Annotated in this window: 15 protein-coding genes; 8 read left to right on the forward strand and 7 right to left on the reverse strand. The window is 43.6% G+C overall.

All coding sequences use genetic code 11. From position 1 onward, the window contains the following. Positions 1-13 precede the first annotated feature (13 nt). The 4 genes from ACSLP7_RS00485 to ACSLP7_RS00500 are packed head-to-tail and all read left to right on the forward strand — an operon-like array spanning position 14 to position 3,051. Positions 14-964, forward strand: a complete 951-nt coding sequence (locus tag ACSLP7_RS00485) for an isopenicillin N synthase family dioxygenase (RefSeq protein ID WP_435577487.1) — start codon at positions 14-16, stop codon at positions 962-964. Further along, the gene (locus tag ACSLP7_RS00490; protein ID WP_435577488.1) at positions 965-1,297 is read left to right on the forward strand and encodes a translation initiation factor; all 333 of its coding nucleotides are present in this window, start codon (positions 965-967) and stop codon (positions 1,295-1,297) included. Positions 1,298-1,309: 12 nt separating this feature from the next. After that, positions 1,310-2,179: a nucleoside phosphorylase gene (locus tag ACSLP7_RS00495; RefSeq protein ID WP_435577489.1), complete on the forward strand. Its 870-nt coding sequence runs from the start codon at positions 1,310-1,312 to the stop codon at positions 2,177-2,179. Continuing rightward, complete coding sequence (locus tag ACSLP7_RS00500; RefSeq protein ID WP_435577490.1) at positions 2,176-3,051, forward strand: substrate-binding domain-containing protein; 876 nt, start codon at positions 2,176-2,178, stop codon at positions 3,049-3,051. Before ACSLP7_RS00495 ends, ACSLP7_RS00500 begins: the two co-directional genes overlap by 4 nt. Positions 3,052-3,279: 228 nt before the next feature. Here the strand turns inward: ACSLP7_RS00500 and ung are convergent, their stop codons facing one another. After that, positions 3,280-3,945 carry a uracil-DNA glycosylase gene (gene ung / locus ACSLP7_RS00505; RefSeq protein ID WP_435577491.1) on the reverse strand — a complete coding sequence of 222 codons (666 nt, stop codon included), beginning with the start codon at positions 3,943-3,945 and terminating at the stop codon, positions 3,280-3,282. A gap of 52 nt (positions 3,946-3,997) precedes the next feature. Between ung and ACSLP7_RS00510 the strand changes: the two genes are divergently transcribed. The 3 genes from ACSLP7_RS00510 (at position 3,998) to ACSLP7_RS00520 (ending at position 8,896) form a co-directional block, all read left to right on the forward strand. Continuing rightward, positions 3,998-6,169: an endonuclease MutS2 gene (locus ACSLP7_RS00510; protein WP_435577492.1), complete on the forward strand. Its 2,172-nt coding sequence runs from the start codon at positions 3,998-4,000 to the stop codon at positions 6,167-6,169. Next, positions 6,166-6,573, forward strand: a complete 408-nt coding sequence (locus tag ACSLP7_RS00515; RefSeq protein ID WP_291186656.1) for a thiol-disulfide oxidoreductase DCC family protein — start codon at positions 6,166-6,168, stop codon at positions 6,571-6,573. The genes ACSLP7_RS00510 and ACSLP7_RS00515 overlap by 4 nt, the downstream gene beginning before the upstream one ends. 109 nt (positions 6,574-6,682) lie before the next feature. Beyond that, positions 6,683-8,896 (forward strand): mucoidy inhibitor MuiA family protein, encoded by a 2,214-nt coding sequence (locus ACSLP7_RS00520; protein ID WP_435577493.1) that lies wholly within the window; start codon positions 6,683-6,685, stop codon positions 8,894-8,896. Positions 8,897-8,923: 27 nt separating this feature from the next. On the opposite strand, the gene ACSLP7_RS00525 is transcribed toward ACSLP7_RS00520, so the two are convergent. Genes ACSLP7_RS00525 through gshB form a run of 3 tightly spaced genes read right to left on the reverse strand, consistent with a single transcriptional unit; the run spans position 8,924 to position 11,943 of the window. Next, positions 8,924-10,081 carry a flavohemoglobin expression-modulating QEGLA motif protein gene (locus ACSLP7_RS00525; protein WP_435577494.1) on the reverse strand — a complete coding sequence of 386 codons (1,158 nt, stop codon included), beginning with the start codon at positions 10,079-10,081 and terminating at the stop codon, positions 8,924-8,926. A 3-nt stretch (positions 10,082-10,084) separates the two neighbouring features. Further along, positions 10,085-10,915, reverse strand: coding sequence for an N-formylglutamate amidohydrolase (locus tag ACSLP7_RS00530; protein WP_435577495.1), 831 nt, complete (start codon positions 10,913-10,915; stop codon positions 10,085-10,087). Further along, positions 10,915-11,943, reverse strand: a complete 1,029-nt coding sequence (gshB, locus tag ACSLP7_RS00535; RefSeq protein ID WP_435577496.1) for a glutathione synthase — start codon at positions 11,941-11,943, stop codon at positions 10,915-10,917. Before gshB ends, ACSLP7_RS00530 begins: the two co-directional genes overlap by 1 nt. 121 nt (positions 11,944-12,064) lie before the next feature. Here gshB and ACSLP7_RS00540 point away from each other — a divergent pair, with 121 nt between their 5' ends. Further along, the gene (locus ACSLP7_RS00540; protein WP_435577497.1) at positions 12,065-12,877 is read left to right on the forward strand and encodes a mechanosensitive ion channel family protein; all 813 of its coding nucleotides are present in this window, start codon (positions 12,065-12,067) and stop codon (positions 12,875-12,877) included. 54 nt (positions 12,878-12,931) lie between these two features. Here ACSLP7_RS00540 and ACSLP7_RS00545 read toward each other — a convergent pair whose 3' ends face one another. From ACSLP7_RS00545 to aroC, 3 genes are all read right to left on the reverse strand, one after another. Continuing rightward, complete coding sequence (locus ACSLP7_RS00545) at positions 12,932-14,191, reverse strand: hypothetical protein (protein ID WP_435577498.1); 1,260 nt, start codon at positions 14,189-14,191, stop codon at positions 12,932-12,934. Positions 14,192-14,298: 107 nt separating this feature from the next. Then, positions 14,299-15,621, reverse strand: coding sequence for a dicarboxylate/amino acid:cation symporter (locus ACSLP7_RS00550; RefSeq protein ID WP_435577499.1), 1,323 nt, complete (start codon positions 15,619-15,621; stop codon positions 14,299-14,301). A gap of 17 nt (positions 15,622-15,638) precedes the next feature. Beyond that, positions 15,639-16,703 carry a chorismate synthase gene (aroC, locus tag ACSLP7_RS00555; RefSeq protein ID WP_435577500.1) on the reverse strand — a complete coding sequence of 355 codons (1,065 nt, stop codon included), beginning with the start codon at positions 16,701-16,703 and terminating at the stop codon, positions 15,639-15,641. Positions 16,704-16,759: the final 56 nt, after the last annotated feature.

The raw sequence follows: 16,759 nt of genomic DNA on the forward strand, positions 1-16,759 counted from the left end.
TTAATCCACTGACATGAACAATATTCCAAGCGTTGATCTGGCTGACTTTTTATCAGACGATCCAACTCGAAAACAACAGTTTGTAGATCAAATCGGAACCGCTTATGAAGAAATCGGTTTTGTCTCTTTAAAAAACCACTTCCTAACTGATGAACTGGTTGATCAGCTTTACAAACAAGTAAAGACCTTTTTCGCCCTACCTCTGGAGACCAAGCAACAGTATGAAATTGAAGGTCTTGGCGGGCAACGCGGTTATATTTCTTTTGGGAAAGAACACGCTAAAGGCAGAAAAAAAGGAGATCTCAAAGAGTTTTGGCACTTTGGCCAAGAACCAAGCGCCGATGCAAATTTAATTGAAGAATACCCAGATAACGTGCAGGTTGATGAGTTGCCTGAGTTTAACGCTACGGGGATGGAAGCTTACCGCATGCTTGAAAAGACGGGGATTTACGTCCTTCGGGCTTTAGCCTTATATATTGGTGTGGATGAGCATTATTTTGATCATTGGGCCAGCAATGGAAACAGCATCCTTAGACCTATCCACTACCCTCCTATTACTGATGAACCCGATGGAGCCGTACGAGCAGGTGCGCATGGAGACATCAACTTGATCACCCTACTGATGGGAGCTTCCACAGGAGGTTTGCAAGTACTTCGCAAGGATGGAGAATGGATCGATGCTATCCCTAATGAAGACGAATTGGTGATCAATGTGGGCGATATGTTGGAAAGACATACCAATAATAAATTGCGCTCTACGATTCACCGCGTGGTGAATCCGCCCAAGGAACAATGGGATCAGCCTCGCTATTCCATTCCATTTTTTATGCACCCGAGAAGCGATATGCGTCTGGATTGCATGCCAGAATGTGTGGATGAGCAGCATCCTAAAGCCTTTGACGACATTTCTGCTGGAGAGTTTCTGCATGAGCGTTTAGTAGATATTGGCCTAATTAAGAAGTAAATGGATCTGCAAGACCAATTAAAGAATTTGTTCCCGGATCATGTTCCGGAGCCCAGTGAAGAAAAGGGCAATCAACCAAAACCAGAATTTTGGATTCAGGACGAACCCCTGCTTTGCAAATACGAAAAACGTCGCGGCAAGCCTACAACCATCATCGCGGGTTATAACGGTGCCGCTTCTGATTTTAAACTCTTAGCAAAGAAGATCAAGCAGATGCTCAGTGTTGGTGGTGGTGTTAAAGACGAACAGATCATTATTCAAGGCGATTATCGGGATAAGATCATGGAGTTTTTGAAAGCCCAAGGTTTTCAAGTAAAACGCGTTGGCGGTTAATTATTGATGACTATGAATATTCCAGAATCGGAATTGGTTCTAAACCCCGACGGCAGCGTATACCACCTCCACTTAAAGCCAGAGGATATTGCATCTACGATTATCACTGTTGGTGATCCCGAGCGCGTCGCCAAAGTCTCTGCGCATTTTGATTCCATCCGCTTTAAAACCAATAAGCGCGAGTTTGTCACTCATACGGGGACCTATCGTGGGAAGGAACTCACGGTGATCTCTACGGGAATAGGCACGGACAATATAGATATTGTCCTAACAGAATTGGACGCACTGGTCAATATCGACCTAAAATCACGTAAGGTCAAAGAAAAGCATACTTCTTTAGATATCGTGCGTATTGGCACCTGCGGCGGATTACAGGAAGATATTCCTTTGGATTCTTTAGTAGTGAGTGCAAACGCCATTGGTTTTGACAATTTTGTGTACTTCTACGACCACCAGGGGCGTTTTAATACGCTATTAAGCAAATCCTTTATGGATGCTTCTAAATGGAGTGCTCCACTCTCCGATCCGTATTGTGTTGCCGCAGATGCTGAACTACTGAATCGTTTTATTCATGCAGGTTTCCAACCTGGAATAACGGTGACCAATGTAGGTTTTTACGGACCACAAGGCAGAAGTTTACGTATTCCTTTGGCACAACCAGAACTCAACGCGGCCATGAAAGCCTTTGAATTTGAAGGCAAACGCATTTTGAATTTGGAGATGGAAACTGCTGGTATTTATGCCATGGCAGAATTGTTGGGTCACAAGGCGTTATCGCTTAATGTGATCTTGGCCAATAGAGAATTGGAAACATTTAGTAAGGATGCCTGGGCCGCTGTCGACCGATTGATAGCTATCGCCTTAAATGAATTAGCACGATGACGAATTTAAAGATCGGAGGAGTTCCAGAACATTTTAACCTGCCTTGGTATTTAACCTTACGTGAAAAGGCATATCACCCAGAAGGAATAAATCTGCGTTGGCAGGATTTTCCTGGCGGAACTGGGGCTATGTGTAAAGCACTGAGAGACGGCTCCATAGATATGGCTGTGATTTTAACCGAAGGTATCATTGCTGATATTGCCAAAGGAAACCCATCTAAGATCGTTCAGGTATTTGTTTCTTCTCCGTTGCGCTGGGGCATTCACGTGGCTGCGGACTCGGATTATCAAAGCGTTGATGACCTGAAGGGAACCAAAGCTGCGATCAGCCGATTTGGCTCAGGCTCTCACTTAATGGCCTATGTACATGCCCAACAAGAGGGATGGGATTTGGAAAAAGATCTTGATTTTGAGTTGGTGAAAAATTTAAGCGGCGCTTTAGAAAAGCTACCTCAAGGCATTGGTGACTACTTCATGTGGGAAAAATTCACCACCAAACCCTATGTAGACTCTGGGCTCTTTAGAATTGTGGGCGAATGCCCAACTCCCTGGCCTTGCTTTGTGATCGCAGTCCGGGAGGAACTCCTGGAGAATCAACCGGAATTGGTTCGCGCCATCCTGGAGATCATCAACACGACTACTTATGAGTTCAAGCAAATTCCAGCAATTGACCGTATGCTGGCCAACCGCTACGATCAAAAACTAGAGGACATTCAATTGTGGCTGTCACAAACGCAGTGGAGTCAACAAAATTTGACGCAAGAACAAGTCAATCAAGTTCAGAATCAGCTTTTAAAGCTCGATCTCATTGAAAATAAGATAGAAACTGACAGAATTCTATTTGATCTAAACTACACGTTTTCAGCCGAGTAATTCCTTTTTTCAAAGAAGCTCAGTATTTTTTTAAACTTTTTTTAGGCTTTAGCGCAACCCTTTAAGAAATCCCGCATCTAATTAGTGACTAATTAACAATTAAGGGATGACTTACTTCTTGATCATATTAGGCGGATTACTTCTGACTAACTTCCTTTTACTTCAGTTCTCATGTAACGACTGTAGTGAAGTGGAGGTTCCAGAAGAAGAATAGCCTCTCTATCGCCGTTACCAGTTAATTGGAGCCGTTCCCCGGGTTTCCAAATAGTCGTTTGTTTTACTAAAATGTTTATTGCCAAACCAATAGCCTCGGTTCGCACTGAGCGGTGAAGGATGTCCTGTTTCCAGAACTAAATGCTGATCTCGGTTGATTTTTCGGCCTTTCTTTTTGGCGTAGCCGCCCCAAAGCAGAAATACAAGTCCTTCGCGTTTTTCATTCAACTGTTGGATAACAGCATCGGTGAATTGTTCCCAACCTTTATTCTGATGAGAACCGGCTTGATGAGCTCTAACGGTCAAAGTTGCGTTGAGTAAAAGGATTCCCTGGTCGGCCCAATGTTTTAGATTGCCGTGATTCGGCGCTTTAAAGTCAATATCGGATTCCAGTTCCTTGTAAATATTGATCAAGGATGGTGGAGTGGCAATTCCTGATGGAACTGAAAAGCACAGGCCCTCAGCCTGTCCAGGCCCGTGATAAGGGTCTTGACCAATGATCACCACTTTGACCTGGTCAAAGGATGTGGCATTAAAGGCGTTAAAAATTAATTTTCCTGGAGGATAACAAGTATGCTGCTGATATTCGATGCGGACAAAATCGGTCAACGACTTGAAATAGTCTTTTTCAAATTCAGCTTCTAATACAGAAGACCAACTGGGTTCGATTTTTACCTGCATAATGCGTATTTTTGTAGCCTTTTAAAACACGAATTTACAATATAATCTCAAGGTGGTTTCCATACCTAAAAAGACATTAGAAGATCTCGAGTTTCCGCAAATGCTGGAGCATATTGCCGAGGGTTGTATCACCGCTTCTGGTAAAGAAGCTGTAGGCGCATTGCAGCCTTTTAAAAGCAAAGCCCCTGCCCTTGTGGCTTTAGAGCAGACACGAGAATTCTTGGCTTCACTTAGTGGAGACAACCGCATTCCCAATCACGGTTTTGATTCCATAGACCGGGAAATCCATCTTTTGGATATTGAGAACAGTCAAATAGAACTCGAAGGCTTTAGAAAGGTCGCAGCGCAGATCGCCACTATTGACACCTTGCAGCGCTTTTTTAAAAAGAATAGAGAGTTCTATGTTGAATTACACGATCAAGCCGAGGATGTGGTACTCTGTGTTCATTTAAAGGCTGCGATTGATCAAGTAGTTGACAGACATGGCTTGATCAAAGACGATGCCTCAGAACAACTCTTTGAGGTCCGTAAGCGCCTCAAGCACGTACGTGGGCAGATCAGCAGTTCCTTTAATCGTGCTTTAACAGCTGCGATCAAAAGTGATCATTTGGATGAGATTCGTGAAAGTGTTGTAGAAGGCAAACGTGTTTTGGCGGTAAAAGCCATGCACCGCAGAAAGGTCAAAGGTGTTGTTGTAGGGAGTTCTAAAACGGGAAGCATTGTTTATATGGAGCCCCGAGCAACCTTGGAATATGAGAACGAACTCAGCAACCTACTTTATGAAGAAGCCGAGGCTATCAAAAAGATTCTCAAAGAACTCACAGATCTGCACCGTCCATCTTTAGAAGATCTTCGTGATGGTCAGTCTTATTTGACACAGATCGATGTACTCTATGCTAAGGCCAAATACGCCTTGTCCATTAACGCCTGCAAGCCGAGAATTGCCGGTGAAAAACAGTTAATACTCAAGGATGCTTACCATCCTCTTTTATTGGTCAGCAATGCCAAGCGAAAGGAGAAGACTATTCCTCAAACCTTGAGTTTAACCAATGACAAACGCATCATTGTGATCTCCGGACCTAATGCTGGGGGAAAGAGTATCACCTTAAAAACTGTCGGCTTGTTACAGCTCATGTTGCAGTCTGGAATTTTAGTTCCTGTGGACCCGACCAGCAGTTTTGGTTGGTTTGACCGGGTTTTGAGTGATATTGGAGACAATCAGTCCATTGACAATCACTTGAGTACTTACAGCTACCGACTCAAACAAATGAATTACTTCCTCAAGAAGTGCAACGGCAAGACCTTATTCCTGATCGATGAGTTTGGTACCGGTTCTGATCCCGAACTTGGAGGAGCTCTGGCGGAGACCTTCTTAGAGGAGTTTTACCAGCGTGAGGCTTTTGGGATCATCACCACCCACTACACCAATCTCAAGCTGTTGGCCAGTGAATTGCCGCATGCCTTAAATGCCAATATGCAGTTCGATCCTAAGTCGCTCGAACCACTTTATACCTTATTTACCGGAGAAGCGGGAAGCTCATACACCTTTGAGGTGGCTCAAAAGAATGGGATCCCCTATGGACTCATCAATCGAGCTAAAAAGAAGATCGCCGCCGGAAAGGTGCGTTTTGACAAGACCATTGCCAATCTGCAAAAAGAACGCTCTGAGATCCGTAAAACTACAGCCAGTTTAAAATCCGAAGCAGAAAAGGCCAAAGAAGAAACCCGTCAGCTGGAAGAAACCCAGCAGAAAGTGCAACAGAAGCTAGAGCGCTATCAGGAACTCTTTGATAGTCAACAACGCATGATCCAATTGGGAAAAAAGATCGATGCCATTGCGGCTTCTTTTGCCAACCACAAACGCAAACGCCAGCTCATTGACGAGGTCATGAAGTTGGTTGCCGTTGAGAATGCAAAGCGCAAACCCGTTAATAAACCTAAAGCTCCAGCTAAGAAAAAGGAAGACAAGGCTAAAAAGCATCAACTTAAAGAAGAAGTGGAAAAAGAGATGGCGGTGATTCGCAAGCGCAAAAAGAAAGAAAAAGCGCAGCAAACCAAGCAAGAGGCTGCCAAACCTAAGGTATTGCCAAAGATTGGAGACCGCGTGCGCATGATCGATGGCAAAGCCATTGGAACCTTGGACGCCATTGAAAAAGATACTGCTGTAGTGAATTACGGTATCTTTACGACTAAAGTATCAGTAACCCAATTGGAGAAAGTATGAGTCAGGCAGACGGACATAAAATAATTCTGTTTGATGGGGTTTGTAACCTCTGTAATGGTGCGGTGACCTATGTGATCAAACGCGACCCGAAAGACCGCTTTAGGTTCGCTGCGTTGCAAAGTGATATTGGGCAAGCCTTAGTAGCCGAACACGGTATTGACACCGCTCAAGTAGACTCCATCATCCTTATAGATCAAGGCAAAGCGTATACCAAATCTTCGGCTGCCTTGCGCATTGCAAAATACATGAAGGGAGGCTATCCCCTGCTCTACGGTTTTATGATCATCCCAAACTTCATTAGAAATTGGGTCTATGACTTTATTGCTCGCAACCGCTATAAATGGTACGGCAAAAAAGAGAGCTGTATGATCCCCACGCCAGAATTGAAGGCCAAATTTCTTTGATCCCTCATCCGCTAGCGTGACAGGCTTAGTCAAAAGCACTGTTCAATCATTCTGTCTTGTTACCCCCTAGTTCTCAGGCTAGTTTTACACCAAACTAAAATGTATCGCCATGAGAAGAATTATACCTTTACTCTTAGTATTATTGAGCTTTTCCGGCTGGGCCACAGAAAAGAATCCGGTTGAAACTAAAATAGAATCCGTAACTGTTTATCGCGAGGGTGCTACCGTAACACGCAGCGGAAGCGTCTTTTTAAAAAGTGGTGAAAACAGCTTGCTTTTAAAGGATCTGGCACCAGATATTGATGAGAATTCCATTCAGATCTCTGGCCTAAACAACGCCAGTGTGCGTTCTATACTGTATCGCATTGATTACCTGGAGAAAAAAGCGCCCTCACAGACTTATCAAGCGCTGCAACTCAAACAAGATCAGATAGAGCGCTCCATTAAATTTATCAATAACACCGTTGCAGGATATAAAGAAGAACTCAAGATCCTAGGGAAGAATCAAGTGATTCACGGAGACCAGAGCAATATCTCGATTGAGCGCGTTAAAGAAATGACGCAATACTACAGAGATCGTACCATTACCATCAACAATGAGTTGTTGAATCTTCAGTATGAGATTGACAGTTTAAAACTGATCAAAGTGGATCTGTACCGAGAAATGACCGCATTGCAGACCGAAAAGAATGAAAAACGCGGAGTTATTGAGTTTATTATCGATGCGCCTGTAGCAACAGCAATTGAGCTAAGTGTGAGTTATACCGTAGCTACCGCTGGCTGGTATCCTACTTATGATATTCGTGCTACTAGCACGACGGCTCCTGTGGACATTCTTTACAAAGCCAATGTATATCAACAAACTGGCTCGGACTGGAAAGACATCAACCTGATCCTTTCCACCGGAGATCCCACCACCAACAATACCAAGCCTGTTTTATCACCTAAATACTTAAACTTTGGAACCAGCTTTAGCAGCAGTTTGCCTGCACAGAGCAGTGCTGTAAAGTACAACCCAACCATCCGCAAAGTAAGCGGAACCGTAGTAGATGCCACCGGATTACCGCTACCCGGAGTCAACATCATTGAACAGAACACCTCCAACGGAACCCAAACCGATTTTGACGGGAATTACACACTAAACATTCAAGGCGGACGTAATTTAGTCTACAGTTATATAGGTTTTGAATCTGTTGTGAATCCTATTTATGCCTCAAGAATGGACCTCCAAATGCAGGAAGACCCAGAAGCTTTAGAAGAAGTAGTAGTCATTGCCCAAGGCATCCGCAGAGAAGCTAAGGCTCTGGGTTATGCAGTATCAACTGTAACAGCAGACGATCTAGCAGGTTATAGTCAATACGGAGTTGCCAGCGCATTGAGTGGCAAAGCTGCCGGTGTTAATATTACTTCGCAAAGTGGAGCCAACGGCAGCGCGACTAGTGTGGTTATCAGAGGCTACAGTAGTCTTACCGGATCTGATGAGGCCTTGTTCATTATTGATGGAATTCCATACAGTTCAGATGCTTTGAATTTAGAAGGAAGTCTCGGTAATACAAGCTTTTTAGACATTCAACCGGAAGATATCATTGATGTAAACGTCCTGAAAGGAACCGCAGCAGCCACACTTTACGGAACCGCCGGGCGTAACGGTGTAGTGGTGATCACTACCAAGTCCGGGGAAGGCTTGACCGGAGTTGGAAATGTAAAGTTCGCAGGCTTAACCACCATGCGTTTTGAAATTCCAAAGACGCACACCATCAATTCAGATGCTAAGATCACCGCGATAGACCTAGACAAATTTGAGTTAGCGGCAGACTTCAGTTATTATGCTGCTCCGGCCCTGAATGAAAATGTATTCTTAACAGCAAAAATCAAAAACTGGGAGGCTTATGACCTTTTGCAAGGAGAGGCCAATATTTACTTTGATGGAAATTTTGCGGGAAAGACGCTGATCAATCCAAACGTAGCTAGTAAAGGAATTCAAGTTTCCTTAGGGCCAGACAATGCCATTGTGATTGCTCGTAAAGAGAAGCAGAACTTTAAAAGTAAGTCTTTCTTAGGTGGAAACCGAGTACTAGATCGGGCTTATGAGATCACCGCCAAGAACAACAAACCTATTGATGTGGAGCTGATTATTGAAGATCGGATCCCGATCTCTCAAAACAAAGAGATCAAAGTAGAAGACATGGCCTACGGCGATGGAAACTATAACGAACAGACTGGAATCATACGTTGGACTTTAAAGCTGCCGCCGAAAGCTACGGGTGAAAAGAGCTTTAGCTTTACCGTAAAACACCCAAAAGAAGAAATGATCAATCTCTAAAAAAGAAAGGCCCCTCGCGGGCCTTTTTTATTTTAAGTTCTGTAAGATGAAATCGATCTTGGTATTGGTGTTGTCATTCTTTTCAAAAGCGTGATTATGGTACTTTGGCCCTAAGGCAATTCCTTCTTTAAGCCACAGATCAATGAGCGGCTTGTTCTCTAAGGTCACCTTACCGGTGAGTAAGGTATTGAGATCTTCTCCACGGTGGTAGAAGTCATAGATCTTCTTCAAGCCTGTCAAATAAAGATAATCCTTGGTATACCCGCCACCCCGATGTACGCGCAGGGCAATGGAGAAGGCTTCATCCTTATTGAGTTTATATTGCGCATAAAGCAGATCAAAAGTGTCGCAGAAGTTATATCCTTTAAGCAGGCTATCTACCGCTAAAACGCGATACGCGAGCTCTTTTAAACGATACAAGGTCAAACAATCACTCATATACTCGCTCATTACCGCAAGGCCTTCTTGTGTCTCCACATTGTTTGGAAAGCCGTTAAAGAAGAGCTGTACCGGCTGTCGCATTCCGTTAAAGGTGGTCACCATATGCACCCCGATCTCATGATTGGCCAATACTTTAAGCTGATTGGCACTGAATCGATGGTTCTTTTTCAAAACCAAGGTCTGGGTATTGTTCAGCACCATAGCCGCGGCACTGAGTTTGGTACTTAGTTTGATCTTGAATTTAAAATCGTAGCGTTTGGTGAATTCTTTAAAATAAGCCTCCGCCTCTTCTACCCCATAAACAGGGAACATTTCATTGTTATAGACCTCGTCCTCAAAATGAAGAATAAAACGTGCATTCTCAACATCTCTCTGCCTTGGCGTTCCAAAGCTGCGGAGTGAATTGTAATAGAATTTCTTCCCTTGCCCAATGGTCTCAATACATTTAATAAGCGCAGAGTATTCATCAATTACTTCTTTGTAAAAGCTGTAACTGGCCTGATCTTCTAACTCATCGATCTTAATAGAATAAAGTTCTCGCTGTAATAGATGCGGATCAAAATCGATCTTGCGGTAGCGAAAATTCGGTTCCAAATTGTAGCGATGTGCAAAGAACTGTCGCTTTTGATCTTCTATATTGATGGGATTGACATAGTTCAGCAATTCAATCTTGCGTACCAATTGGTGCAATTGCTGATCTATTTCAAATAACTTCGGATGGGTCTCTTTTAGGGAATCAATCATAAATTAACGCGAAAATTCATTGTAAAAGGCCGTAGCATGGGCCTTTACGCGGTCTCTCATCTGCTCTTCGATCGCATGTACTACCTCGGGGTAAATGATCTGCTTGAGTTCATCACAATAGATCTTTTTGTATTCCGTGGCCAGTACCAAAGTATTGTCAAAATGTTGGGTAATGTATTTTAAAAAGTAGCCATTGCCTTCAAAGGTATCGTTGATTTTTGAGGTCGCTTCTATTCCACCTGGGATAACCAGCTCACTCAAACTCACGCGCCAGGATTCCACATGAGAACCAAAACGATCGTTATCAATGTTTTTAGTACCTAAATTGATCACAGGCACTTCACGATCCCAACGACGCCAATTGTAAGAGTGCATATCATAGACAATAACACTTTTGTGCTTGCGCTCCAATTGGTCAATTAAAGCTTGAACCACACGATAGAAATTGTGATGCTTGTCAAGGCTTCGCTGTTTCATGGCCGGGTCCAATGGAGCGCTCCAAAGCTTCTTCCCCCATGCATCCTCATAAATAGCGGATTCTGGCGCACGATTCAAATCGTACTCAAATCGCGAATCGCAACCGGCTATGACAATGGGATGACTAATAACCATATTCTTGGTCTCCGGGTCTTCCTCAAACCAACGTTCGTATTCCGTGTGCAGGCAATTGTCCCAAAGCTCTTCTCTAAACTGGTGTCCATCATGTACAGCACCACATACATATGGCACATAATCGTCGATCTTCAGGGTAAAAGAATAATCCTCAGCTACGGCATGAAAAGGCCGCTCCGCTTGGATATGGGCAATGATTTGATCTACGCTGAGTCTTTCCATTAGGCTTCATCCACGTGTTTGCGCAACTTGGTGCGGCGTTCAAATGCTTTTACGCGTTCTAAGACCTTATCTTCCACAAAGTCAATCACCTTTTCTTGCAGACGTGTTTTGTACACTTTATTGATGTATGTAATTCCTCCAGGAGACATCACATTCACTTCAACCAGCTTGCCGTTGATCACATCGATCCCTACAAAATAAAGGCCGTCTTTGACCAATTTGGGTCCAATTCTACGGCAGAGTTCTTTTTCTTGCTTGGTTAGGCTGTGTTTTTGTACCGAGCCACCAGCGCTCACATTAGAGCGGTGATCCTCTGCTCCAGGCACACGCTTCATAGCGCCAATTGGACGCCCATTGAGCAACAGTATACGCACATCTCCTTGATCTGCGCCTTCTATATATTCCTGTAAGATCACATAATTGGTGGTACCGTCATTGTTGTCAATATAAAAATCGAGCAAGGAGTTGATACTCAACATCGCGCGCTTCTCAATGAGAATTACACCCGAACCGCCAAAACCATTAAGCGGTTTAAGTATCATCTTGTCCGGTCCTTCTTTGATGATCTTCTTGAGGTATTTTTTATTCTTTGTAACGTGAGTTCGCGGAATGATCTCATTATTCTCATCTTCAAAAACCGCTGTGTAGAGTTTGTTATTGGCTCTGCGGATTCCATCCAGATCGTTCATAATGAAAACATCATCCTTTACTGAATCCAAGAAGTTCAACATGATCATGTCCAATGGTGGATTGGATCTTAAAATGATCACATCAAAACCGGCCAAAGGAAGCATCTCTTCATAGAGTTCCGTTTTGGCGTGGAAGGACTTTAAATTCTTTGATACTTTTTCTGGACGTTTAATACAACGACAAAAGGCATAAGCTACACTGTCGCGAATGGTCAAATTAGCAGGCGTTGTTATGGCCGTACCGTGACCGCGGCGTACAAATTCATGAATGAGCGACAAGGTAGTGTCGTTCTCTGGGTCCATATCCTCCCAAGGATACATGATAAAACAAACATTCATAATTGGTTGGTGATTGAAGTTTATCGAACTTTTCTGCAATTTACATTGTAATGATATAAAAATTAAATGACTGCACTATGATTTTTTAAAGGCAATCGTACATTTACAAAAAACATACACAATGGATACTGATAAAATTATAGATCAAGTTAGTGAATTAGCTACCCAGTACGGCCTCAAGGTCATTGGGGCTATAGTGATATGGATCGTTGGATCCTGGATTATCAAAAGACTGCTGGGCGTAGCGCGCAAGGCCATGAATAAGTCGAGCTATGAGGAAAGTCTACAGAAGTTCTTGTTGAATCTCTGCGGATGGATCCTAAAAGTATTACTTATCCTGGCCATTCTAGCCAACCTAGGGATTGAAACCACCTCTTTTGCTGCTGTATTAGCCGCTGCTGGTTTGGCCATCGGTATGGCACTTCAAGGTTCGCTTTCCAACTTTGCCGGTGGCGTGATGATCATGATCTTCAAGCCTTTTAAAGTGGGAGATCTTGTCGAAGGACAAGGAGAACTCGGAGTAGTAAAGGAGATTGAGATCTTTACGACCAAGCTTACTTCTCCAGATAATAAATTGATCATTCTTCCAAACGGGGCGCTTTCTAACGGAAACATCATTAACTACTCTGCAGAAGGAACACTGCAGATCCGTCACACTATTGGTGTTTCTTATGATTCAGACATTAAGCAGACCAAAGAGGTCTTGATGAAAGTATTGACTGATCAAGCAGAAGTTATGAGCAATCCTGCTCCTACAGTAGACGTTTCTGAGCTCGCAGACAGTTCCGTAAACTTTGCTGTACGCCCATGGGTGAAAACTGAAGACTATTGGACGGTTTACTTCAACACCCTTGAAAATGCGAAGATCGCCTTAGATGCTGCTGGAATTGAAATTCCTTACCCACATCAAGTGGAGATCCAAAAGCAAGGATAATTCAAAAAGAAGTGTAAAATTAAAAAAGGGCCTTAGCGGCCCTTTTTTTTATGTTTAGTTACTGGTGATCCTTATGTTATCAATCCCGATATCTTCATCATCAGCGTTTAGCGTGAAAGTAATTCGGATATCTAAAGTTGTACCCGTACCTGTGATAGAAGCATTAAAATCTGCCCAAGTCTCTGTCAGTACTGTACCATCTCCTACTCCATCAAAATCAGTGTCTATAGCAGGTTCTGTATTCGTGGCACCCGTTGATGCAATTTGTAAGAGGTTCTGATAACCTCCGCCGTCTATTTGGTATTCGAAAGTAACTAAGTCTCCACTATCCCAGTCTTGGTTAGTAGCATCATCGTCTTCCGCCAAAAGCACGTCCATTTCAAGGTTTATACCCCCAGTAATGTCGATTCCTGTGATGGTCAAGGTTTGAGTGGCACTGGAATAACCCGGAACGCCATCAATATCTTGAGCGGCAAAGAAATAATCTCCATCCGGGGAACCTAAAAAAGAAACCGTATTGTTCCCTGTATATGGAAAATCACTTAAACGCGCTCGAGAAAAATAATCATCATCGCCCGCATCAATTGCCTGTGTTTCGCTTAAGGCGTAGCGAACCCCAGAACCGTCCGTCTCAAAAGACTCGGTGTAGGGCAAGGCAGAAGTACCATCGTCATCTAAGATCGTTAAAGTGTGCACACTAGGAGTTCCAATAGTTGCTGTTCCTAAGCCCCCTGAGATAGTGCTAATGGTGAACTCAACGTCTTCTGCCGCTTCTACGGTAGTATCGTCATCAATACTGAATACGGCTGCTGTATATGCGGTGGTATTTGCCGGAATGATCACCGTCTGAGCTGCGGACTCTATTAGATCGGTATAATCGTCGGCATCAATAGTGATTGTAATCGCGTCAGTTGGTGAGGGATTATCAATAGTGAATTGCAGATCCACACGGCCACTTCCTTCAGAAAGCGTTTGTGAACTCACTGTATAGTATACCTCAGAACCAATTACAGGGCTTGAAAGACAGTAAACATCTTCCCAAGCAGTTCCACCCCAGATCTGTAAACAGTAGTTTCCGTTGGTGGCATCGGCTAAGAAAATCAGTAGGCCAACGTCATCAACGCCAGGGTTGATGGTAGTACGCTCTGCAATAGAGCTTACACGTGGAGGCATAAAACCTTTAAAATTCGTGCCGTCTGTAGAACTGGATACTTCCAGCATTGCGGCGTCGCTTGGATCGGTTGTTCCTATTCCTACTTGGGCAAAGGTAATGCAGCCTATAAGGAAGAAAAGTGAGGTTAATAAAGAACGCATTGGATTGAAAATTTGGGACAATCTACGCGAAAAAAATTAACTTCAAGTTACCAATTCATAAACTTGTAGTTACTTTCGTTAAAGGACAGAAAATCAGGTTCAAAGGCCTATTTCACCTCCTCATAATGGTCGTCCCAATCCTTTGGTTTTGGATCTCCTAGCTTGCCCACAGACTTGGCGACAAGCATGGAAACTGTTGCATCACCAGTAACATTAACTACCGTTCTACACATATCCAAAGGACGGTCTACCGCAAAGATCAAAGCTAAGGCAATAGGCATCATTTCTGCAGGGAAACCTACTGCTTCCAAGACTATGACTAACATCACCATTCCAGCGCCAGGTACAGCCGCAGATCCAATGGAAGCCAAAAGTGCGGTCAGTACAATGGTCAGCTGATTACTAAAGACCAGTCCTTCTGGCCAGAGCACTTGCATAATGAACACAGCAGCTACAGCCTGGTAGAGACTGGTACCATCCATATTGATGGTCGCTCCTACGGGAAGCACAAAACTGGAAACCTCCTTATCCACACCTATATGCTCTTCCACTCGTTCCATAGTCACAGGTAAGGTCGCTGCACTAGAACTCGTAGAGAAGGCCAACAACTGTGCGGGACTTATTTGCTTTAAAAACCAGATCGGATTCTTTTTGGCTACAGTAGCTACCAAGATCATATAGAAGCAGATCATAAGAATCAGGCCAGCAACTACAATCCCGGCATAAAATAGGAGTCGTTTTAGAATTTCAGGATCGTCTGCAGTCACCACTACCTGCGCCAAAAGAGCGAATACAGCAACAGGAGCGCTCAACATGATCAAGTCTACCATTTTCAAAACCACATCATTGAGGGAATCAAAAAGATCTTTTAAAGGTTTGGCGGCCTTTTCTCCAATCAAAAGCATGGAGATTCCAAAGAGAATGGTGAAAAAGATCACCTGTAACATGAGTCCATTGTTACTAAAGGCCTTGAAGGCGTTATCAGGAACCATTTCTACTAAAAACTGCAAAGGTCCACGGTCCTTCCCTGCTTCTTGAATCTTTGAATTCAGGCTGGAATTATCCGCATAGGTTTCCGACAGTTTTGCTACCGTCTCCTCAGAAATACCGTCACCTGGCTGGGCTATATTTACTAAAACAAGACCAATGGAAATTGCGATTACTGTAGTTAAAATGTAAGTCACAATGGTTCTTAGACCAATATTTCTGAATTTAGAAATGTCTTTTAAATCAGAGATCCCTTTGATCAAGGAAGCCAAGATCAGAGGTATTGCTATGAGTTTCAAGAGCTTTACAAAGATGGTTCCGAAAGGATTGATCCAGTCGCCAACGAATTCCTTACCTCCGGATACACTCGTCATTATAAATCCGAAGATAATTCCCAGAAGCATCCCAATGAGGATCTTCCAGTGTAAAGCCATTTTTTTCATATATAAGTGGGTTTGGCTTACAATTTAGCCAATTTATTTAATAACCACGCATCTGCCAATACCAAGGCGGCCATTGCCTCTACGATAGGTACCGCACGTGGAACTACACAAGGGTCGTGTCTTCCTTTGCCTTGCATTTCTACCAGTGCTCCCTCACTGTTGAGGGCTTCCTGTTTTTGCATGATGGTAGCGACAGGTTTAAAACCTACATTAAAGTAAATATCTTCTCCATTGCTGATTCCGCCTTGCACCCCACCGCTGTGATTGGTCTTGGTAGAACCGTCTGCGTTGAATAGATCATTGTGCTGGCTTCCTTTTAAGCGGGTACCTTCAAAACCGGATCCGTACTCAAATCCTTTAACGGCATTGATAGAAAGCATGGCTTTGCCCAACTCCGCATGGAGTTTGTCAAAAACAGGCTCACCTAAACCAACGGGCACTCCTTGGATCACACAACTAATACTTCCGCCAACGGTATCGCCTTCTTTGCGGATCTCTCGAATCAAAGCTTCCATTTGCTCAGCCATTGCGGGATCTGGACATCTTACTGGATTGCTCTCAGTCAAAGAAAAATCCAAATCTTGATAGGGTTTATTTAATTGAAGGTCACCAACAGCAGATACGTATGCATTGATGCTGATGTTACCGAGCAGTTGTTTGGCCAAAGCCCCAGCCACAACGCGACAGGCTGTTTCTCGTGCAGAAGATCTTCCTCCTCCTCTGTAATCTCGAAGTCCATATTTCTTCTGATAGGTGTAATCTGCGTGAGAAGGTCTGTAGGTATCTTTTATGTGGCTGTAATCTTTGGACTTTTGGTTGGTGTTTTCAATAACAAAACCGATAGGAGTCCCCGTGGTAACGCCCTCAAAGATTCCCGATAAGAATTTTACTTGATCCGGTTCTTTGCGTTGGGTCACAATTGCGGATTGCCCCGGTTTTCTACGGATCATTTCTGCCTGAATAGCATCAAAATCAACAGTTAGGCCCGCCGGGCACCCATCAATAATTCCGCCTAAAGCCGGTCCGTGGGATTCACCAAAAGTGGTGAGTTTAAAAACAGTTCCAAAAGTATTTCCTGCCATGATAATCGATCAGACACAAAGGTAATTTATCGGTTGGAATATTAAAAGCTACGAAC

Origin of the sequence: Gilvibacter sp. (assembly GCF_965601605.1) — a bacterium.
Lineage (GTDB): Bacteria > Bacteroidota > Bacteroidia > Flavobacteriales > Flavobacteriaceae > Gilvibacter.